Annotated in this window: 22 protein-coding genes; 13 read left to right on the plus strand and 9 right to left on the minus strand. The window is 44.2% G+C overall.

Annotation, left to right across the window (positions count from 1 at the left end; genetic code table 11):
• Nucleotides 1-35: 35 nt before the first annotated feature.
• The gene (locus DBX26_RS20945) at nucleotides 36-626 is read right to left on the minus strand and encodes a TetR/AcrR family transcriptional regulator (RefSeq protein ID WP_014233455.1); all 591 of its coding nucleotides are present in this window, start codon (nucleotides 624-626) and stop codon (nucleotides 36-38) included.
• A gap of 250 nt (nucleotides 627-876) precedes the next feature.
• On the opposite strand from DBX26_RS20945, the gene DBX26_RS20950 reads away from it, so the two are divergent.
• Nucleotides 877-1902, plus strand: a complete 1026-nt coding sequence (locus tag DBX26_RS20950) for an acyltransferase (RefSeq protein WP_118120795.1) — start codon at nucleotides 877-879, stop codon at nucleotides 1900-1902.
• A gap of 411 nt (nucleotides 1903-2313) precedes the next feature.
• Nucleotides 2314-3744: a sodium:proton antiporter NhaD gene (nhaD, locus tag DBX26_RS20955; protein WP_014233453.1), complete on the plus strand. Its 1431-nt coding sequence runs from the start codon at nucleotides 2314-2316 to the stop codon at nucleotides 3742-3744.
• A gap of 2 nt (nucleotides 3745-3746) precedes the next feature.
• Here nhaD and DBX26_RS20960 read toward each other — a convergent pair whose 3' ends face one another.
• On the minus strand, nucleotides 3747-4142 hold the full coding sequence (locus DBX26_RS20960; RefSeq protein WP_020335069.1) for a GFA family protein: 396 nt from the start codon (nucleotides 4140-4142) through the stop codon (nucleotides 3747-3749).
• A 336-nt stretch (nucleotides 4143-4478) separates the two neighbouring features.
• Here DBX26_RS20960 and DBX26_RS20970 point away from each other — a divergent pair, with 336 nt between their 5' ends.
• Entirely contained in the window at nucleotides 4479-5087 is a 609-nt protein-coding gene (locus DBX26_RS20970) for a YitT family protein (protein WP_014233451.1), read from the plus strand.
• Between the two features lie 120 nt (nucleotides 5088-5207).
• On the opposite strand, the gene DBX26_RS20975 is transcribed toward DBX26_RS20970, so the two are convergent.
• Together DBX26_RS20975 and DBX26_RS20980 are read right to left on the minus strand one after the other, a co-directional pair.
• Nucleotides 5208-5690 (minus strand): methylated-DNA--[protein]-cysteine S-methyltransferase, encoded by a 483-nt coding sequence (locus DBX26_RS20975; protein ID WP_118120796.1) that lies wholly within the window; start codon nucleotides 5688-5690, stop codon nucleotides 5208-5210.
• Nucleotides 5687-7054, minus strand: coding sequence for a DNA-3-methyladenine glycosylase 2 family protein (locus DBX26_RS20980; protein WP_118120797.1), 1368 nt, complete (start codon nucleotides 7052-7054; stop codon nucleotides 5687-5689). The genes DBX26_RS20975 and DBX26_RS20980 overlap by 4 nt, the downstream gene beginning before the upstream one ends.
• Nucleotides 7055-7248: 194 nt before the next feature.
• Here DBX26_RS20980 and DBX26_RS20985 point away from each other — a divergent pair, with 194 nt between their 5' ends.
• From DBX26_RS20985 to DBX26_RS20995, 3 genes are all read left to right on the plus strand, one after another.
• On the plus strand, nucleotides 7249-7452 hold the full coding sequence (locus tag DBX26_RS20985) for a hypothetical protein (RefSeq protein WP_014233448.1): 204 nt from the start codon (nucleotides 7249-7251) through the stop codon (nucleotides 7450-7452).
• A 350-nt stretch (nucleotides 7453-7802) separates the two neighbouring features.
• The gene (locus DBX26_RS20990; RefSeq protein WP_014233447.1) at nucleotides 7803-8246 is read left to right on the plus strand and encodes a DoxX family protein; all 444 of its coding nucleotides are present in this window, start codon (nucleotides 7803-7805) and stop codon (nucleotides 8244-8246) included.
• Nucleotides 8247-8326: 80 nt separating this feature from the next.
• The gene (locus DBX26_RS20995) at nucleotides 8327-9022 is read left to right on the plus strand and encodes a pirin family protein (protein ID WP_118120798.1); all 696 of its coding nucleotides are present in this window, start codon (nucleotides 8327-8329) and stop codon (nucleotides 9020-9022) included.
• 76 nt (nucleotides 9023-9098) lie between these two features.
• On the opposite strand, the gene DBX26_RS21000 is transcribed toward DBX26_RS20995, so the two are convergent.
• Nucleotides 9099-9992: a LysR family transcriptional regulator gene (locus DBX26_RS21000; RefSeq protein ID WP_014233445.1), complete on the minus strand. Its 894-nt coding sequence runs from the start codon at nucleotides 9990-9992 to the stop codon at nucleotides 9099-9101.
• Between the two features lie 148 nt (nucleotides 9993-10140).
• On the opposite strand from DBX26_RS21000, the gene DBX26_RS21005 reads away from it, so the two are divergent.
• On the plus strand, nucleotides 10141-10494 hold the full coding sequence (locus DBX26_RS21005; protein ID WP_014233444.1) for a DUF413 domain-containing protein: 354 nt from the start codon (nucleotides 10141-10143) through the stop codon (nucleotides 10492-10494).
• Nucleotides 10495-10647: 153 nt separating this feature from the next.
• Here DBX26_RS21005 and DBX26_RS21010 read toward each other — a convergent pair whose 3' ends face one another.
• The gene (locus DBX26_RS21010; protein ID WP_014233443.1) at nucleotides 10648-10899 is read right to left on the minus strand and encodes a DUF3081 domain-containing protein; all 252 of its coding nucleotides are present in this window, start codon (nucleotides 10897-10899) and stop codon (nucleotides 10648-10650) included.
• A gap of 380 nt (nucleotides 10900-11279) precedes the next feature.
• Between DBX26_RS21010 and nagB the strand changes: the two genes are divergently transcribed.
• The gene (gene nagB, locus DBX26_RS21015; protein WP_014233442.1) at nucleotides 11280-12080 is read left to right on the plus strand and encodes a glucosamine-6-phosphate deaminase; all 801 of its coding nucleotides are present in this window, start codon (nucleotides 11280-11282) and stop codon (nucleotides 12078-12080) included.
• A 72-nt stretch (nucleotides 12081-12152) separates the two neighbouring features.
• Here the strand turns inward: nagB and DBX26_RS21020 are convergent, their stop codons facing one another.
• Complete coding sequence (locus DBX26_RS21020) at nucleotides 12153-13019, minus strand: glycerol kinase (protein WP_118120799.1); 867 nt, start codon at nucleotides 13017-13019, stop codon at nucleotides 12153-12155.
• A 194-nt stretch (nucleotides 13020-13213) separates the two neighbouring features.
• On the opposite strand from DBX26_RS21020, the gene DBX26_RS21025 reads away from it, so the two are divergent.
• Genes DBX26_RS21025 through DBX26_RS21035 form a run of 3 tightly spaced genes read left to right on the plus strand, consistent with a single transcriptional unit; the run spans nucleotide 13214 to nucleotide 15269 of the window.
• On the plus strand, nucleotides 13214-13585 hold the full coding sequence (locus tag DBX26_RS21025) for a GntR family transcriptional regulator (protein WP_118120800.1): 372 nt from the start codon (nucleotides 13214-13216) through the stop codon (nucleotides 13583-13585).
• Nucleotides 13582-14439, plus strand: a complete 858-nt coding sequence (locus DBX26_RS21030; RefSeq protein ID WP_065303184.1) for an ABC transporter ATP-binding protein — start codon at nucleotides 13582-13584, stop codon at nucleotides 14437-14439. Before DBX26_RS21025 ends, DBX26_RS21030 begins: the two co-directional genes overlap by 4 nt.
• Nucleotides 14439-15269 carry a hypothetical protein gene (locus DBX26_RS21035; RefSeq protein WP_014233438.1) on the plus strand — a complete coding sequence of 277 codons (831 nt, stop codon included), beginning with the start codon at nucleotides 14439-14441 and terminating at the stop codon, nucleotides 15267-15269. Before DBX26_RS21030 ends, DBX26_RS21035 begins: the two co-directional genes overlap by 1 nt.
• Before the next feature lie 82 nt (nucleotides 15270-15351).
• On the opposite strand, the gene gltS is transcribed toward DBX26_RS21035, so the two are convergent.
• On the minus strand, nucleotides 15352-16578 hold the full coding sequence (gene gltS, locus DBX26_RS21040; protein ID WP_118120801.1) for a sodium/glutamate symporter: 1227 nt from the start codon (nucleotides 16576-16578) through the stop codon (nucleotides 15352-15354).
• Between the two features lie 468 nt (nucleotides 16579-17046).
• Here gltS and DBX26_RS21045 point away from each other — a divergent pair, with 468 nt between their 5' ends.
• Together DBX26_RS21045 and DBX26_RS21050 are read left to right on the plus strand one after the other, a co-directional pair.
• The gene (locus tag DBX26_RS21045; RefSeq protein WP_118120802.1) at nucleotides 17047-17433 is read left to right on the plus strand and encodes a thiol-disulfide oxidoreductase DCC family protein; all 387 of its coding nucleotides are present in this window, start codon (nucleotides 17047-17049) and stop codon (nucleotides 17431-17433) included.
• Nucleotides 17434-17493: 60 nt separating this feature from the next.
• Nucleotides 17494-17988: a peptidylprolyl isomerase gene (locus DBX26_RS21050; protein ID WP_118120803.1), complete on the plus strand. Its 495-nt coding sequence runs from the start codon at nucleotides 17494-17496 to the stop codon at nucleotides 17986-17988.
• Between the two features lie 112 nt (nucleotides 17989-18100).
• Here the strand turns inward: DBX26_RS21050 and DBX26_RS21055 are convergent, their stop codons facing one another.
• Nucleotides 18101-18892, minus strand: a complete 792-nt coding sequence (locus DBX26_RS21055) for a LytTR family DNA-binding domain-containing protein (protein WP_118120804.1) — start codon at nucleotides 18890-18892, stop codon at nucleotides 18101-18103.

Here is an 18892-nt window from a genome sequence, read left to right on the forward strand (position 1 = left end):
TGTGTCTGTGTTTTAACAGACTGGAAACGGGATACTTACGCCTTCCAACGAGCAAACAAGTTATCTATCCCTTGCCAGAACAGTCTCTGACTCTCTGCCTCGCCTTTAATCGAATAAAACACATGCGCGCTTAGGTACTGTCCGTACAAATCAAAGGTTGCCTGCTTGGTGTCTAAATCACTTGAGAACTCACGATTATCTTTTCCTTTCGCGATTTGTATTTCTAAGTAGTTCAACCATGTATTGATCGATTTTCTCAATGCCACTTGTAATGGACAATCATCCGCTGCAGTATCGTTCCAGGCATCAAGAAACATACAACTACCCTGAAAAGAGTGGTTCCAAGTCATCCATGAATCTAACAACCCACGAATTTTTCTCTCTATGTGATCATCCCCTAGCTCCCGAACAGGTTCTATCACCCGAGAGGTAAAGACTTGATTCGCGTGCTCGAGTACCGAAAGCTGCAAGTTCAGCTTAGAGTTAAAATGAGCAAACAGGCCACTTTTCGACATCCCACACAGCTTTGCCAATTCACCAATGGTAAGGCTTTCCAGCCCCTCTTCACTGGCAATCTCAAAGGCTCTTTGCAGAATAAACTCTTTCGTTACTTTTCCTTTTTTCATAACAGTATTTTTAGCACGGTCGTTCTTTTATGCAAGGTTTAGTGTTCTGGTCTAACCATTCATTGGCAAGAACAATTGCAACGATCGGTATATTGAGTTCCGTGATAGGTATATAAATGAGAAGCTTGAACCACGTCTGAATTTAAAACATTACCTGTCACCAAGAGAGCATGAGTTGATTTCTTCACGTACACCGTTATTCGGGAACTGTTACTTTCGCTGAATAGTTTTATGTTCAGGTAAGTAATTTATGACAACCAAAAAGAAGATCGCCAGTTTAGAATTTGCCCGAATCATCGCCATGTTGGCGATAATTGGTCTTCACTGTCAAATGGCTCTCACATACTGGCAATGGGGAGAGGTGCCCTGGGTCGGTTACATTATTAACCAGATGTCACGTTTTGCGGTTCCTTTGTTTTTCCTTATTTCTGGCTATTTGATTCAGCCCAAACTCAGTACCAATCCAATTGAAACACTGAAGAGCTACGCCAAACCGTTAATCAGGATCTGGATGGTGTGGAGTGTAATTTGCCTAGTCGTACCGCTCCGGTGGCAAACTGTCTCTGAAGCGGGTTATTTAGCAGAACGACAAGGTTACTGGGATTATCTGATGCAATCCCCGATTAACTCATTGCTAGAAGGGGGCTTGGTTCATTTGTGGTTCCTGCCGGCACTCCTGATAGCCGTGACACTTATCGCTTTTCTGGTCAAAGCTGAGCAGTCACGACTCCTACTTCCTATCGCTTTATTGTTTTACGTGTATGGAGTTTTAGCAGGAAGTTACTCTACATTAACTGAACTGCCAGCTCCCTTTTTCACTCGCAATGGCCCTTTCTTTAGTACATTGCTGGTTGTGCTGGGTTATCTGGCCAGAGAGAAACAATGGCAATGGTCTAGCAGCAAAGCCTTATTCCTGATGGTGATTGGTTTGGGGCTTCACTTTGCAGAAGCCAATCGACTGATGCAATACGACGTAGTGTTTAACACTCATGATTTCTTATTTGGGACCGTTATTTGGTCACTTGGTATTTTCATGTGGCTACTTGCTAACCCCAATTTTGGCAATATGTCATGGGTGCACAAGTGGTCACCGAGCATCTTAGGTATCTACGTTAGCCACCTACTGGTGGTAATTATCATGATGAATGTAGCAGGCATTCTCCTATTACAAGGTTTAGTTAAAGATGTTTTCATTTACTCAACCACCATTGTCGCCACATTGCTTTTAGTCAAAAGTATTGAGGCTTCACCACTAAGAAAACTATTACTAAGATAAATCAATTAGATGCGAGCCATAGCTTGCTCTGACACGTTCGTTGGGGCAAGCCAAACAAAAATGAGAGTGAGCTCTCACTGGCTAAAATTTTAGCCAGTGAGCCTCAATAATTTTGTCGATACTCACAAAAAACATTGAGCATTTCCTTTAGATTTACCCAATAAATAAAACACTGCTCATTTAACGGAGGCTGTATGTGGGCATCTCAAGGAGTCACTCCTTTTTTAGAAATAAGCCATTGGCTGACCTACGGTTTGTATGCCGCAGCGATTTTATGTTGCGTAGCGGGTATCGTGTCACTAAGAAAATAGTGGCATAACACCCGGTTCCTACTGTTAATTCGAGCTTTCTCACAACTAACCTCTTAATTTATGGCTACTATTTCTCCAACAAGACAAGGGAGAAATGTCTATGCCAATTTACCCAATTGTGGCTTTCTGCTGTTTGTTATTCTCAAGCTCCAGCATGGCTGCGGTCACCAGCGAGCTCAACCTAGTTAATTCTACCGTTGGCTATACCGCTCTAGTTCTGTTTTCTATTGCTTACGCTCTGGTTATGCTGGAAGAGTATCTCAAGATGAGAAAATCCAAACCTGTGCTGCTTGCAGCAGGGTTAATTTGGATTCTGATCGGGTACACCTTTACTCAACACAACCAACAGGATGTAGCTAAAGCTGCGTTAGAGCACAACTTGCTTGAATACGCAGAATTGCTGCTATTTCTATTAGTGGCGATGACTTACATCAACGCCATGGAAGAGCGAAGACTCTTTGACTCTTTACAAGCGTGGATGGTGGGTAAGGGTTTCGGCTTTAAAAAGCTGTTTTGGCTGACAGGTTTCCTCGCATTCATTATTTCACCCATCGCGGATAACTTAACGACGGCACTGTTGATGTGTGCTGTAGTAATGAAAGTCTCTGGCGACAACCCAAAATTCGTCAATCTGGCTTGTATCAATATCGTCATCGCCGCCAACGCGGGCGGTGCATTCAGCCCTTTTGGTGATATTACAACGTTAATGGTCTGGCAAGCGGGTCACGTCAGATTTTCTGAATTTCTTCCTCTGTTTATCCCTTCTTTGGTCAACTATTTAGTCCCAGCCTTTTTGATGTCGCTGTTTGTACCAAACACCAAACCCAATACCAAACATGAGCACGTGGAGCTGAAACGCGGAGCAAGACGCATTGTTCTGTTATTCATTCTGACCATCGCTACCGCCGTCTCTTTCCATGCCGTGCTGCACTTCCCTCCTGTGATAGGCATGATGATGGGTTTGGCTTACTTGCAATTTTTTGGCTATTTCCTACGTCGGACACTCAAGCAGTCTTTAGCGAAAAAAACGGCCATCGCGATTGCGAATGGCGATGAGCAGGCTCTGAAACGTATCGGTTCCGTCGTGCCGTTTGATGTGTTCCATCGTGTGTCACGTGCGGAGTGGGATACCTTACTCTTCTTCTACGGAGTCGTGATGTGCGTTGGTGGGCTTAGCTTGCTTGGCTATTTAGAGCTGGTTTCTCATGTGATGTACACCGAATGGAATCCAATGTGGGCGAACGTAATGGTCGGCATACTTTCAGCCATCGTGGATAACATTCCAGTGATGTTTGCCGTATTAACCATGCAGCCAGACATGTCTGTCGGCAACTGGTTGCTGGTCACACTCACTGCGGGTGTTGGTGGTAGTTTACTCTCTATCGGGTCGGCCGCTGGCGTCGCGTTAATGGGGGCAGCACGTGGTCAATACACTTTCTTTGGCCACTTAAAGTGGACACCGGTGATTGCTCTGGGTTACGCCACCAGCATCGCTGCACATGTCTGGATGAACGGTGGCTTGTTTCAGTAACGCTATCTGTCTGATGGATGGTTCACGCCATCCATCACTTCAATATCACCTAGATCGTATGGATTTACACCATCAAGACACCCGACATTGTAACCATATTCAGTAGGGTCTGAGCGACGCTGGTGATGGGTATAAATACCGCATTCGCTACAGAAGTAATGTTTTGCGGTAAAGGTATTGAACTGATAAAGCTTAAGCTTTTCTTCTCCTTTAACAATTCGAATGCCACTTAGGGGGACAGAAGCCACAATAGCGCCACGACGACGGCACATAGAGCAATCACATCGTCTTGGTTTTTCAATGCCATTAGGTAGTGAAAGCTCTAGCTCCACTGCTCCACAATGACAACTCAGCCTATGCAAAGCGTTAATTTCAGTTGGTCCAACTCGCTTTATCATGATTTTCCTTTCTTTTTCTAGCTCAACTTTACAACGTGTACATTATGTTAAACAGGCTAACAAAAATTCAATGTTTGTTGAAAACTCGACATTGGTCACTTTTCAAGACATTTTATGCGCAAGTAACCCAGACTTAAGCGGTTTCAGTGACAATTGGGAGGCTAACGATGGCGTGTTTTTCTGAAGTATTGCCCACCTCCCTAGCTCACGCAGCAGCATAACGTCATCAGGTTATATCAATACTATTGCAAATATTTTGGTGGCCACTTTGGCGACCGCATCCCTGACTCCAGCTGCCAATGTGGCTGGAAGGGTTTAAACCAAGGAAAAACTTTTATGGATAAAGATCATAGCTTTAGAGAGAACCTCTTGGCTCTGACGCTTGGCAGTGCGTTGGTGTCTTTGGGGGTTATTATTTTCAGCAAAGTTGGACTACTGACTGGCGGCACGGCAGGTTTAGCGATATTCCTCACCAAAGTGAGTGATTTCAGTTTTGGTCAAATCTTTTTCGCACTCAACCTCCCGTTCTACATTCTTTCTGTAACACGTATGGGCTGGCGATTTTCCATCAATACCTTTATTGCGGTGACGATTGTCTCTTTCGCGGTAGACCATCTGCATCAAGTGATTGAAATTTCGAGAATCAATATGGTGTATGCGGCACTTCTGGGTGGTGGACTGATCGGTATCGGAATGTTGGTTATCTTTCGCCATAAGATGAGCCTTGGCGGCTTTAACATTCTGGCGCTGTATCTACAGGAACGCTTCGGAATCCGGGCGGGTAAAGTACAGATGGCGTTGGATTGTGCCATTGTCATCATGTCTCTGTTTATCGTGGATGTTTACATCATCGCTCTATCTGTAATGGGGGCTGTGATTATCAACCTGATTCTTGCCATGAATCATAAACCTGGCCGTTACCAACCCAAACCTCAGGAAGCATAATCGCCTGATAATGCCTGAAGAAATAGAAAAAGCCCCGAGCCAACGTCTCGGGGCTTTTTTATACTCAATAAAAGTAAGTGAGCTTAAGTTCGGTTCAGTCTGAGAACGCTCTCATCTCAATCAAAGAGGCTTGCCCTGCTCCAAAGCCAGTAACCTCTGCTTACGCTCAACGCCACCCGCATAGCCCGTCAATTTCCCACTCTTACCAATGACACGATGACAGGGAACGACGATAGAAATTGGATTTTTCCCGTTGGCCAACCCTACGGCACGCACGGCCTTAGGATTGCCTATTGCGTCTGCAAGCTGTTGATAGCTCCAGGTTTCTCCGTAAGGAATGGTTGTTAGTGCATGCCAGACCTGGTTTTGAAAATCCGTCCCCGTGGCCGCCAAGGGAAGATCAAACTCGTTCCTTGACCCAGAAAAGTATTCCCCTAACTGAACAACGGCCTGATGCAAGATTGGCTGGCGATCATCACGCTCACCCAAATCATCCGGTTTTGTTGTACAGGTTTCAAACCAAATACCAAGTAAGCCGTCAGAGTTAGCTTGTATCGTCACGGTGCCTAACGGGCTGGGCATTTCGGTATAGATTGTTTTCATGATTGATTCCATAAATGAAAAGTTGCGTAACTTCCCCAAGGTGACGCGGTATGGCTATTGAGAGACGGGAAGCGCTGCATTGCCTTTTTTACGACTAAGTCGTTATGCAAAAAACAGTCAGGGTTAGACTCTCCCCGAAGCTCGGCATAACTCACCGTCCAGGGCCCAATACCTTTAAGTTTTAACCATTGCTGTGGTTCCGCTTGTGGATTATCCAACATATATTGTGCAAAGGTCACTAACGTATTCTTTCGACTCTGAGGCATGCGTAAAAAACTCACGTCCGCATTCACGATGTCAATTGGCTCAGGAAAATAACGCGCTTCTCCTTCTGCACTGAGTTTATCTACCAGCAGATTCAACTGGCCAATCGCCGCTTTAACCGAAACTTGCTGGCCTAAAATTGCCCGAACGCCCGCTTCCCATGTACTCCACACACCAGGAATCCGAATACCACTACTCTTTACAACCCCAGGGGCAACATAACTGAGATGCCGCTCTATCGTGCAAATATCAGCGTCAAGATCAAACATTCGGCGAACACTGGTCACCAAATTCTGCAATTTGGCGACATCTTCAATTTCGAAGTCCAGTTCGAGATGGCTTTCACCTTTCGTCGCTTTAAACCACGCTTTGCTTCCTGAGATACAAACCGTACGGCTATAGCTGTTTTCCGTCAGTACTTCCACGCCTTCTATCGCCCTTAAACGATAAAAGTCCAACATATGCTGCCAATTAAATTCGCCGCGAAACGGTAACACTATCCGATTCGTTTCCATTTTTTCAAACTCATTACGCCTAACCTGAGACGGTGTCAATTTGAGAAACTTTTGAAAAGCATCATTAAACCGGCGCGTGCTGTTAAAACCTGCGGCAAAGCCCACTTCGGTAACAGACATCGAACTCGAATGCAGTAACTGTTTAGCAAACATCAATTGCTGATATTGAGCATATTGCTTGGGCGACATACCTAGGTACTGTTCGAACAACATTCTCAAATAACGATCAGATATTCCTACACGCTCTGCTAGTTCACACACCGAATGATGATGCAACTCCCCCTTATCAATCATAGAGATAGCGCGTTGAAACGTGGTTTCTACTCCTCTCCAGGCCCACGAACCAGGCGCACTATCCGGTCGGCAGCGCAAACACGGGCGATAACCTGCCTTAATAGCCTGAGTTTTGTCCGTAAAATATTCGACATTCTCTTCTTTCGGTAAGTTAGCTGGACATATTGGTCGGCAGAAAATACCGGTTGTTTTAACACCAATATAAAATCGACCATCAAAACGGCTATCACGTGACATACGCGCTTTCTGACATTGCTCAAACGTCAATGACGTGTAGGGGTGTATAAGCATGATGCTGTCCTTGCTTGCACAATCTTAACGAGCAGTTCATCTGCTCAATGGGCTATATGATCATTGTAGAACGAGGTGTTTACTGAGGTTAGCCATTTTCGGAACTCAATATTGAGAATAGTTGGCATTAGCGTATTTCTACACTAAAGTTAAGACCAGAACATCACAACAACGTCGGCTAAAAGGGAATTGGTATGGACTTACACACATGCGTAATTGTGCTTAGAAACCAAAAGGTTATTACGAGTAAATCCGTTGATCATTCTATCGGAATAATTGAGCGAGACTCAAATAACGAGATTTCAGAAATTCAAATCAATACTACCGATGGGGGTAATATTAGGACTTATCACTACAACAATGTAGAGGAGTCGCTTGAAAGTTTGATGAATCTCTAATTCTTGTTGCCGAGGAAGCCTCCTCCCTCATTAATATCGAAAAAATAGAGCACACGCCCCCGTGCTCTATTTTTTTGGTCTAGTTTCATAGATTTATCACCAAAGTTAACCCCCCTCTCTTTCGAAAAAAATGACATAGTGATTAAGAAACCTCGATTTTTTCAGGAAAAACAAACACCAAATACAATCTTAATAATATGATTTAAAAGGTAAAAAACTACTAGTTCGAATTTATTGAACTAGAGCATCAAATAACCCCAATTTTTTATCGTATAAACCCGACCTAAACTGTACTCAACAGCTAGGGAGAATGGACTCCCGCTCAAAAAACATCGTATGAGGACAGAATCATGAAAGCACTTCTACAAAAAATTACCGCATCAAACGCAGGTTTCAGCACGCTGGCACTTCGCATTCCTATCGGCATCATCTTTATGGCACACGGCTCTCAGAAGCTATTTGGCTGGTTTGGTGGCTACGGACTGGAAGGCACTGGTCAGTGGATGGCATCGATTGGCTTAGGTCCTGGTGTTTTAATGGCTTTCTTAGCAGGTAGTGGTGAGTTCTTTGGTGGTTTGTTTATTCTATTAGGCTTACTGACTCGACCAGCAGCGACCGTACTTTCTTTTACCATGCTTATCGCTATTTTCTCGGTTCACTTCGAGAACGGTCTGTTCCTGGCAAACAACGGTTATGAATTTGGATTAGCACTATTAGCAGCGAGCGTTTCTCTGATTTTCTCAGGTGCTGGTAAAGCTGGTCTGGATAACCTTTTAAACAAGAAGCTTTCTTAATTTCCCTTTTTAGAAGTACGGTTCAGAGTGCAGTTCCACTCTGAACCCCATATCTGAACACGAATACTGAGGAAACACAGATGATCACAGTGCGACACGCAAAAGATCGAGGAAGAGCTGATTTTGGCTGGCTGGACAGTAAGCATACTTTTTCTTTTGGCAGCTACTACGATCCTCAACACATGGGCTTTTCGGATCTCCGTGTGATCAACGACGACATCGTCCAACCAGGCGCTGGCTTTGACACTCATGGTCATCGAGACATGGAGATCATCAGCTATGTACTTGAGGGCGTAATTGCTCACAAAGACAGTGAAGGGAATGTACAGAAATTACCATCGGGTGAATTTCAGTTAATGTCGGCAGGTAAGGGGATCTACCACAGCGAATTTAACGCTTCAGACACTGGCCCTCTGCGTTTTCTTCAAATCTGGATACAGCCAAACTCATTTGGAAACAAACCGGGTTATCAACAAAAGAATTTTGGTCAGCACAGCGGACTCACGCCCATTGCGACGCCAACAGGTGAAAATGGCACCCTACACATCAAACAGGATGCGCGTTTATACCAGTTGATTTTAGACCCAAACCAAGAACTGACGTTTAGTATTGAGCAAAGCAGAAACCTTTTTATTCATCAGGTACGAAGCAAGCTTGATGTCGACAGCACAACATTGGCTGAAGGTGATGGCGCGAAGATTGAGCAGCAAAACAGCGTCACATTTCGTAATCACTCTACGGCACAGACTCTCGCACTGGTGTTTGACTTAGCGTAATCCCAGTTTTGATAAAAAAGCCCCTGATATCAAATCAGGGGCTTTTACTTTGTGTTCATTTCACAGCAATGATGGCTTATTCGTCAGACGCACCTGATCCAATTTGCTGCAAGCTGTATGCGGTAAGGGGATCAACCTGCTTCACTATCTCTTCAACCTGCTTAATCGCCTCTACAGACGAGCTGGCTTTGCGATAGCTCAAGTAAATAGGGCGATGCCAGTCTTCCACTCCAGACACCTTGTAGAGCTGCCCATTAGCAATAAATGGCTCAACAAGAGATATCGGTAAGTAGGCGGCCCCACCCTTTTCTAGAATAAAGTCCAGTGCAATACGCGCAGTTGAGGTCCGTAAGAACGGTGCCGGGATTTTCGGGTGGCGCTCGGAATGCTCAGAAGCAAAACGGGTGCCCCAGTCAACGTATACGTATTTTTTATCAAATACCGTATCTAGCGAATCTTGTTCGGTCGATACCAGAACAAGCACAACATCAGCCACTTTTTTACAGTTCAGCTCATCCGCTTTTATCTGGTCAAAGGCAAATGCCATGTCCAGAGTACGCTCTAAAAGACTACGGCTGAGCATTTCGCGCCCCATGACTTCCGCCATAAAGCCATAGCCGCCGAAAGAATCGGTGACCACACTCAAACAGTTCTGTAGATACGCATCCCAAATATTCGGGGTGCCACCTAAGGTAAGTTGCAGCGCTTTACCATCATCGAGTGACAGTTCCAGCTTGGCTTGCTGCAATGTGGTGACCATCACCTCAGCGTAACTAATTAATCGCTCACCCGCAGACGTTAGCTTTATGTTATTGCGATCACGAATAAACAATTGAGTATCGAAATAACTTTCCAGTTGCTTGATGCGAGCGCTGACCGCTGCTTGGGTAATATACAAGTTCTCAGCAGCACGTCCAAAGTGACGAACCCTTGCCAGCTCTAAAAATGTTCGAAAGACCTTTACATCCATAAACCATCTCCTGGTTAATATCAAACCAGATTAACAACTATTTAAAATCATGACGATAAAAAAAATTTGTTTTTCTTTTGTTAGGTTTGCGCCTAATTTTCGCCTTAGTTCATTACATTCATCAATAACGGTTACAGAGGCTGTTGACATGTCTGACACTGAATTCCGTCATGGCAAAAAACGATTTTACGATAACGTAAAATTCCCACGCGGATTTGCAAAGTCTGGTGATTTTACTCTTGCAGAAGAGGAAATTCTAACAATTTATGGGGATACAATGCTTGGTCTGGAAACAGGCGAGTTAACACCGGAAAACAGCGAAGAGAAACACTTCGTTAAGGTGTTAGAACACCCAGGCAAAGCAAAAACCAAAATTGAGCGTACGTGGTTAAAATATACGCAACTCGCTCGTGGTCGCAAGCGCTTCCATACGCTAAACGGACGCAACAAGCCGGATGCAACGGAAGACTACACGGAAGAGAGTTTGGTTGAAGACGATTAATTAACCAGTATAACTATCTAATAGATAGTTAAGTCGAAGACTTAGACAAGCGTTCATTCGCCTTAAGAGTGAACGTTTGTGATTTGTTTCTTCTCCTAAAGCCCAAGGTCGCGTTCTCCCGAGGGCTTTATTTGTTCATAAAACCGTGTTGGTTTACTTGGCAAGCATGGCAATCTTTTTCAAAAAACTCTCCTTCAAGTGTTCCTGATCGTATTCAAGATTGTAGGTATTGTGGAAACCAATCTTTAACTCCACACCGTTACCTCTCAAAAATACGTTGTAGCCATCATAGTCAGAAAACGCCTCAACCCCTTCATAGATCTTCCCAAACTCAGTTGGGGTACCATTGTTCATCACATTTTCGTATGCCGATAATACTTTGCTTGGATCTAATTCGTTTTTCATAGCGAGTTCCTCACCAATACACACGCCTTAATTATGGATAAGGAACTGACACCTTGCCATTATCGATCTTATCTGAAATCAAAACATTCTCATATCTACCGATGCTTGTGACTTTTCTGCGTCACCGCCGTATTTCCACACGATGAAAAACTTAATTTCAGCCATGAAATTTACCTCAATACACTCTAAGCTAATAAGAAGTAAAAAACGGCATACTGGTCCTTTTTAGTGTTATTTGATGGCTCATTTGTTGATAAAAACAACAACGCTCAAAGAAAAAGCAAATTTTTGACCTAAAACAATAGCAGTTGCCGATAACTTATTTTATAATGCGAATTAATGTTTCAGAACATCTTAAATTCAATTACTAGGGGCACAAAATGAGACTTATCCCGTTAACTCAAGCAGCACAAGTAGGTAAGTGGGCAGCAGCACACATCGCAAAACGCATCAACGATTTCCAACCTACTGCTGAACGTCCATTCGTTCTGGGTCTACCTACTGGTGGCACTCCTCTAGCAACTTACAACGCATTGATTGAACTGCACAAAGCGGGTGAAGTCAGCTTTAAGCACGTTGTGACTTTCAACATGGATGAATACATCGGTATCCCAGCCGATCACCCTGAATCATACCGTTCATTCATGTACAGCAACTTCTTCAACCACATTGATATCCAAGAAGAAAATATCAACTTGCTGAACGGCAATACTGACGACCACGATGCTGAATGCAAACGCTATGAAGATAAGATCAAATCTTACGGTAAGATTAATTTGTTCATGGGCGGTGTGGGTAACGACGGTCACATTGCGTTCAACGAGCCAGCATCTTCGCTTTCTTCTCGCACTCGAATCAAAACTCTGACGGAAGACACTCGTATCGCGAACTCTCGTTTCTTTGACGGCGACATCAACCAAGTTCCAAAATACGCTCTGACTATCGGCGTTGGCACACTTCTGGATTCTGAAGAAGTAATGATTCTGGTAACAGGCCACAACAAAGCACTTGCTCTTGAAGCTGCGGTAGAAGGCTGCGTTAACCACCTATGGACAGTCTCAGCACTTCAACTGCATCCGAAAGCCGTGATCGTATGTGACGAGCCTTCTCAGCAAGAGCTAAAAGTGAAGACAGTAAAATACTTCTCTGAACTAGAAGCAGAAAACATCAAAGGCTTCTAATCGCAGCGCAATTTTTAGCCCACGCTAGAAATACAAAACCCGTGATCACTCACGGGTTTTTTTGTTTATCGTTTAATACGCTTTGATACCAAACTGGCGTAACCGTTGGGGTAACACCTCATCGAGCTTTTCAAGCTCACTTGGATCGACTTCAATCAAGTTGAGCTGATGTTGCTCATAAACCTCTCGAATCGTCTCTCGGTCAGCTTTGCAGATTTCTCCACTATCACTTCCCCAAAACTGCAAATAGACTTTGCCAGTTGGCAAATAGAAATCACTGGTGACATCCTGCTCAATCGGCAGTTGGCGTTCGTAGGCATGTACCACTCCAGCCAAATAGAGCCAGTTATCAATTAACAGCTCACCTTTCGAGCGCACATAATGTCCGTCTAAAGTGCGGTGTTTGGCTTCAAACTTTTGACGAAAACTAGAAAAAGATTTGTCCGTCGAGTGAGACTCCGCATCCTGACCTAAAAACTCGACCACAGACTGCTTCAAGCGCTTGTTTTTCAGAACGACTTCGTGCCAAACAACAAAAGAATGTTGAGATTCCTTGTCAATTCTCTGCTGTCCTCCGGCTCGAACCCCCGTGGCAGTCACGTTCCAGCCTGTCTCTGATTTATTGATCCAACCCAGTTCGCTCAATAGTTGATTAATGCGCTTCGGATTTAAGTTGAGCTTATCCCCTAGTTGCGTCGCACTGAGTGTTTTACCAGTCGTTGAAGAGAGTTCAATATGCAGTGTGGTTGGCCACACGATGAATTGACCAAATTTGGCATGTTCGACATATTCTCCGCCGAATTTAGCCCCCTCTTCCGTCAACAGCCATTTGTCGTCTTGACGTGTGATATAACCCGCTCGCTGAAGATCGGCGAACAATAGCTTGGCTTCTACATTACGCATTTTTGCTAATGCTGACGTCGATACTTTTTCAGACATGTTCTACCTCTGGCTGCTGATCAATTAGATGAATATTAACTTATTGATTTTATTACTTGAAGTGGCACCTATGACAAACCTTCTTAAGCAATCAATAAAACCATGACTCTCACTCATCTTCTTGCAGACCTTTCTATATAAACGCCAAGGTGTTATACCTATATATAACACTAACTTGGCCAAAGGGTTTCATCATGAAACATTGGCATGATCGCCAGCCAATTTTTCGTCAGTTGGCGGACCTGCTCACTCAGCAAATCCTGCAAGGAACTTGGAAGGAGGGCGAGGCTTTACCTTCTGTTCGTAGCGTTGCTGCTGATATGAAAATTAACCACCTGACTGTCATGAAAGGCTACCAACTCTTGGTTGAACAAGGCGTCGTAGAGAAGAAACTCGGTCAGGGTATGTTTGTCTCATCTGGCGCGAAACAACGATTACTCGCCACAGAAAAAAAACGCTTCCTTAATGAGCAAATCCCTCAGATAGCCGACACGTTAAAGCGTCTGGATATGTCTCTCGATGAACTTATCCTGCAACTCAAATTACAAATTAAAGGTGACCAATGAACGCAACCGTCAGTGTAAAGCACCTCTCCAAACACTATAGCCAACAAGGAGAAACACTACACGATATCAGTTTTGACTTGCATCCTGGTCAGGTGCTCGGCTTACTTGGTCACAATGGTGCTGGTAAATCGACGTTAATTAACGCGCTGCTCGGCGCTCATGAATATAAAGGCACGATTCGCATCAACGGCTATGAGCCCGTCATGCAACGCCACAAAATCATGCAGCACTTGTCCTATATCTCAGATGTGAATGTGTTGCCAGACTGGATGACAGTCGAGCAATTGCTGGCCTATACCGAGGGGGTTCACCCAGGTTTTGATCGTCATAAAGCCGATGCCATACTTCACCAAACTGATATCAAAGCAAAGTCTCGCATTCGCGCGTTGTCAAAAGGGATGAAAGTACAGCTGCATCTGGCGATAGTCATCGCGACCAATACGCAAATTCTGATCCTTGATGAGCCAACTCTCGGTTTAGACTTAGTTTATCGAGATACATTTTATCGTCATCTACTGGAATGGTTTCACGATGGTGAACGCATATTGATCATCGCCAGCCATGAAGTGGCCGAAATCGAACACCTGTTAACGGATGTCCTGATCCTCAAGCATGGTCATTCTGTTTTGCAAACCTCGATGGATAAAATCCATGAAGACTACTTCATTCTTGATGCACAAGATCAATACCATCGACAAATTGAAGCGATGCATCCTCTCTCTTCCCAAAAAGGGCTTGGTACAACGAAGTGGTTACTCCCCGCAAGGTACGCCGCACAAGTCGATGGCTTAGGTGACATTCACGGTGTCACGCTTGCTGATCTGTTTCTCGCGTTGCAAAAAGGGGTAGCTTAATGCGTTCTATAATGACGATGTTAAATAAAGAATGGCTAGAAAACCCACTCGTGTCTCGGGTGCCATTTTTTATGTTTGTCTGTGGGACCTTGTTGTTTATCGGTTTAATGAGCAACTCGAACCTTCAGCAAAATTTCTTCTTCCAAATGAGTGTCGGCGGTGATGCCAACGGTATCCAAAAACAGTTGGGGGAAGAGTTAAGTTCTCTCATTGCGGGAGGTGCAGGCTTACTTTCCATTCTACTTGGTACCCAATATTTTCCGAGAACGCTACGCAAAGAGCGTTCAGAAGGCAGTATCATGTTCTGGCGTAGTATGCCGATCAGCGATGTTCAGACGCACGTCGTCAAGCTCGTCTTTGGACTGTTAGTGATACCTTTAGTGTGTTCTGCCTTGGTGATCATTGCCGATTTTATGTTGTGGTCACTCAACGTATCCACCAATCATCAAATCGGTTTCTTGTATCGCTACTCATCAGTAGGCTATGTCTTACTGCATTGGAGTGAGTTTCTGTTAAGGATGGGGTTGGCTGGTTTTCTGCTGCTACCTTTGGCTTTAACCACCATGGTTATCTCACAGAAAGTAAACTCACCGCTTGTGATCTTATTTATCGCCATTTATGCGCTGCGCTGGATGCCGATCGCTTTGTTTGGTTATTACGGAGTGGATCAGTTCTTTTCTGAGATATTCACCCTGCCTTTCCACGCGATCATCGCGCCAAATCCACTGGATGCAGTAGCTGAAGTTGGAAAAACTAATCTCGGAATTTATGTCTTTATTGGCTTATTAGCCTGGGCAGCATGCCTGAGAGTCAGCCGAACCATTCAATAGCGGTAGAAGCTCGACGCTGAACTCAAAAACAAAAAATGGTCACAACTTTCGTTGTGACCATTTTTTTCATTTCCCTTTTCTCTTAGCCAAGAAACGAGATATATCCTTGCAGGATGACTAAGTTGACGATATCGATAAAGAAAGCGCCCACAATCGGCACGACCATAAATGCCTGAGGTGACGGACCATAACGGTTAACGATAGAGCCCATATTCATGACCGCTGTGGGCGTGGCACCCAAGCCAAAACCACAGTGTCCACCAGCAATGACGGCAGCATCGTAATTACGCCCCATGACTTTAAACGTCACATAGTAGGTAAAGATTGCCAGTACCGCAGACTGCACAGCCAAAATCACCAAAAATGGAATCGCCAAATCGAAGATATTCCACAGTTTCAGACTCATTAGTGCCATCGCCAGAAACAGAGATAGCGATACCGTGCCGAGCATATCGACCGTTTCTGCATCCAACTTGCGAATTTTGGTCACTTCGAGGAAGTTGGTCACAATCACGCCAATAAACAGGGCATACACAAAATCAGGAATCATCAGCCACGAGATTTCAAACGTACTTACCCATTGTTCTAAGTATTTAGCGCCAGTGACACAAATCAGTAAAAAGAACAGCTTCTCAACCACTTTTTTAGCGGTCACTTTGTCTTCTTCGTACTCGTTGTAGGTGACTAGTTCTGGGAATTTTTCATGCGTTTTTGCGCTGCGACCGTATTCTGATTCAATACCATGCTTATCCACCAAACGCTCAGCCATCGGGCTGCCGATAATACCTCCGATGATCAAACCAAATGTGGCCGACGCCATCGCGATTTCCAAAACGTTATTTAATCCATATACGTCCTGAAAAGTTTGAGACCAGGCTGCGCCGGTTCCATGTCCTCCAGAAAGCGTGATTGAGCCTGCAACCAGCCCCATTAGTGGGTCTAAACCTAGTGCTGCTGCGAGTGAGACGCCCACACCATTTTGGATGATGATGTAGAATGAAGCCACAGCCAGGAAGATGAAAACCTTAGCGCCACCTTTCATCAATTGGGTGTAATTTGCCGCTAAGCCGACGGTTGAAAAAAACATCAGCATAAACGTGTTTTGTAATGGAAGATCGAACTCTAAATCGATGCCGTAGAAATGAAGTGTCGTAATAATGCAGGCTACGATAAGACCGCCTACAATCGGCTCCGGTATGTTGAACTTACTTAAAACTGGCAATCTGGCATTCACGAAATGCCCTAGAAATAGCACACTGATCGCAACCATGAAGGACTCCAGAGCCCCGATAGATATTATATGATTCATATCACCTCTTATTGTTGTCCTCTTCATCCTCCATAATGATTGAGTGTTAATTTAACCGTATTCCAATAGCAAATATTCTCACTGATGTGTTCAAAAATATTCTAAAGATCATGCAAATGCGCGATAGACTCTATGAGAGCGCATTAAAATGTAAGCAGAAGGGGGACTTGTTATCGAGTAGTTTACTTACTCTGACTCATGGATATTTAAATGAGCCGAATCCAGAGAAACTCTCAAGCAACAACAAAAATGTTCGCTATAACGGAGACAGATTATAGCATATCAGCAAAAACTGTCTTTATTTCAATAACATTCATGTAGCCTATAGTTTACAGTCAAATCTATTCACCATGCACGATTGCTCTATCGAAAATATAAAATGGAATAGGCTAGAATCAACATCGCTGACACAACGTATAAAAAAGTGTAGTCAAAACGGTATTCTAAGCAGAAACGTAAGGAGCAGCTATGGCAAAACTCACCATATTTTATGATGGTACCTGTCCGCTTTGTGCCAAAGAGATGAGAGCGTTGATCAAGCGCGATACGCATCAACATATCCGCATCGTTGACATTTATAGTGAAGCATTCTCTGCTTACCCACAAATCGATGCCGCCAAAGCAAATACCATACTCCACGCTTTGGACGACTGCGGTAATTTACTGCTTGGTTTGGACGTTACCTATCGAGCCTGGCAGCTGGTGGGTAGAGGTTGGCTGTATGCACCATTACGTTTGCCCTTAATTAGACCGGTTGCCGACTGGCTGTATATAAAATTCGCCAACAACCGATACCGCATCTCTTACTGGCTCACGGGCACATCGCGCTGTGGCACCGATCAATGCTCAAGATAATACGAACATGTTATCGCTTGGGCTATAATGCCTGCTCCAAACACCACTAGAGAACCACTCATGATCATTATGACAACCAATTTCGGTGATATAGAAATTGAACTGAATACCGAAAAAGCCCCCGTAAGCTCAAGAAATTTTAAAAGATATTGTGAAGACGGCTTTTATAACGGTACGATTTTTCATCGCGTCATTAAGGGATTTATGATCCAAGGTGGTGGCCATACTGAAGACATGGCAGAGAAACCTACCCGAGCACCTATTGCAAATGAAGCAAATCGCGGATTAAAAAATACTATTGGTACTATTGCAATGGCTCGCACCGATGCACCCCATTCCGCCACGGCACAGTTTTTCATTAACTTGGAAGATAACGACTTTCTCGACCACACCGCAACGACAAATCTCGGTTGGGGCTATGCAGTATTTGGCAAAGTTTCCGCCGGTATGGATGTAGTCAATCGCATCGCAGATGTGAAGACAACCTCTAAACTCGGTCATGATGACGTTCCTTGCGATCCGATTATTATCGAGAAAGTGACCGTCAGGGACTAAACCTCCGTGCACACTAATACGCCACAATTTCACAAAAGTTGGTAGATATACTGTTAATGGAATAAGAGCGTAGTTTACAGTGTAAAGAACAAAGCGCCTTGCAAAGTCACGGTCACATACCTTTGAATAAACTTTGTGAGGCTCGACTTACCGCCAATTTCGTATCACCAATATGGACAAGCATTCGTCCTGAAAAATCTTTGTTAACTTTATTGATTTTACAAACCTGAACGACAGTTGAACGGTGAACTTGCCAAAACTGGTCAGGATTAAGTTGTTGGATCAGTTCTTTTAACGATGTTCGAATCAGGTATTCCACAACCATCCCCTGCCCTTGCTGTGCATAGACCGAGACGTACTTCTCTTCTGCCTTGAAATAGAGCACATCAGAGGTAGCGATCAAATGAATGTCTTCCCCCTGAGTGGCTTTAATCCATTGCAGATATTGGGGAGTTTGGGGCGCAGACATTTGCTGAAGCTGCTCTAACAAGCTATTCATCTGCATGTTGCCGTTGTCTTGCACGCGATTAGCAAGGCGCGCTTGAACACGTTCACAAGTGGTTTGCAGCCGATCATCAGAGATAGGTTTGAGTAGGTAATCTGCCGCATTTTGTTCAAACGCTTTAATCGCGTAATCGTCGTATGCGGTAACAAAAATAATCAAAGGTGGATTCACCATACGATTAATTTTTCGCGCTAAACTCACCCCGTCTAAAACGGGCATGCGAATATCAAGAAAGGCGATGTCGGGTTGGTTATTTTGAATGGTACTCCAAGCCTGCTCACCGTCCGCGACTTTTGCGACCACTTCCAGTTCTGGCCATACTTCAGCCAGGCTTTTGTCCAAATGATGCCTCAGCAACGGCTCATCGTCGGCAATAATTGCAGTGATTCCAGTCTTCAT

It is taken from the genome of Vibrio sp. dhg, from assembly GCF_003443775.1.
GTDB lineage: Bacteria > Pseudomonadota > Gammaproteobacteria > Enterobacterales > Vibrionaceae > Vibrio > Vibrio natriegens.

Coding starts and splice junctions, on each gene's coding strand:
- DBX26_RS20980 (WP_118120797.1), bottom strand. CDS start 7,054: ATGCTTATACACCCCTACACGTCATTGACGTTTGAGCAATGTCAGAAA.
- DBX26_RS20990 (WP_014233447.1), top strand. CDS start 7,803: ATGAAAGCACTTCTACAAAAAATTACCGCATCAAACGCAGGTTTCAGC.
- DBX26_RS20945 (WP_014233455.1), bottom strand. CDS start 626: ATGAAAAAAGGAAAAGTAACGAAAGAGTTTATTCTGCAAAGAGCCTTT.
- DBX26_RS21045 (WP_118120802.1), top strand. CDS start 17,047: ATGGCAAAACTCACCATATTTTATGATGGTACCTGTCCGCTTTGTGCC.
- DBX26_RS21020 (WP_118120799.1), bottom strand. CDS start 13,019: ATGTCTGAAAAAGTATCGACGTCAGCATTAGCAAAAATGCGTAATGTA.
- DBX26_RS20970 (WP_014233451.1), top strand. CDS start 4,479: ATGGATAAAGATCATAGCTTTAGAGAGAACCTCTTGGCTCTGACGCTT.
- DBX26_RS20985 (WP_014233448.1), top strand. CDS start 7,249: ATGGACTTACACACATGCGTAATTGTGCTTAGAAACCAAAAGGTTATT.
- nagB (WP_014233442.1), top strand. CDS start 11,280: ATGAGACTTATCCCGTTAACTCAAGCAGCACAAGTAGGTAAGTGGGCA.
- DBX26_RS20995 (WP_118120798.1), top strand. CDS start 8,327: ATGATCACAGTGCGACACGCAAAAGATCGAGGAAGAGCTGATTTTGGC.
- DBX26_RS21055 (WP_118120804.1), bottom strand. CDS start 18,892: ATGAAGACTGGAATCACTGCAATTATTGCCGACGATGAGCCGTTGCTG.
- DBX26_RS20975 (WP_118120796.1), bottom strand. CDS start 5,690: ATGAAAACAATCTATACCGAAATGCCCAGCCCGTTAGGCACCGTGACG.
- DBX26_RS20950 (WP_118120795.1), top strand. CDS start 877: ATGACAACCAAAAAGAAGATCGCCAGTTTAGAATTTGCCCGAATCATC.
- DBX26_RS21010 (WP_014233443.1), bottom strand. CDS start 10,899: ATGAAAAACGAATTAGATCCAAGCAAAGTATTATCGGCATACGAAAAT.
- DBX26_RS21030 (WP_065303184.1), top strand. CDS start 13,582: ATGAACGCAACCGTCAGTGTAAAGCACCTCTCCAAACACTATAGCCAA.
- DBX26_RS21025 (WP_118120800.1), top strand. CDS start 13,214: ATGAAACATTGGCATGATCGCCAGCCAATTTTTCGTCAGTTGGCGGAC.
- DBX26_RS21035 (WP_014233438.1), top strand. CDS start 14,439: ATGCGTTCTATAATGACGATGTTAAATAAAGAATGGCTAGAAAACCCA.
- DBX26_RS21000 (WP_014233445.1), bottom strand. CDS start 9,992: ATGGATGTAAAGGTCTTTCGAACATTTTTAGAGCTGGCAAGGGTTCGT.
- gltS (WP_118120801.1), bottom strand. CDS start 16,578: ATGAATCATATAATATCTATCGGGGCTCTGGAGTCCTTCATGGTTGCG.
- DBX26_RS21050 (WP_118120803.1), top strand. CDS start 17,494: ATGATCATTATGACAACCAATTTCGGTGATATAGAAATTGAACTGAAT.
- DBX26_RS21005 (WP_014233444.1), top strand. CDS start 10,141: ATGTCTGACACTGAATTCCGTCATGGCAAAAAACGATTTTACGATAAC.
- nhaD (WP_014233453.1), top strand. CDS start 2,314: ATGCCAATTTACCCAATTGTGGCTTTCTGCTGTTTGTTATTCTCAAGC.
- DBX26_RS20960 (WP_020335069.1), bottom strand. CDS start 4,142: ATGATAAAGCGAGTTGGACCAACTGAAATTAACGCTTTGCATAGGCTG.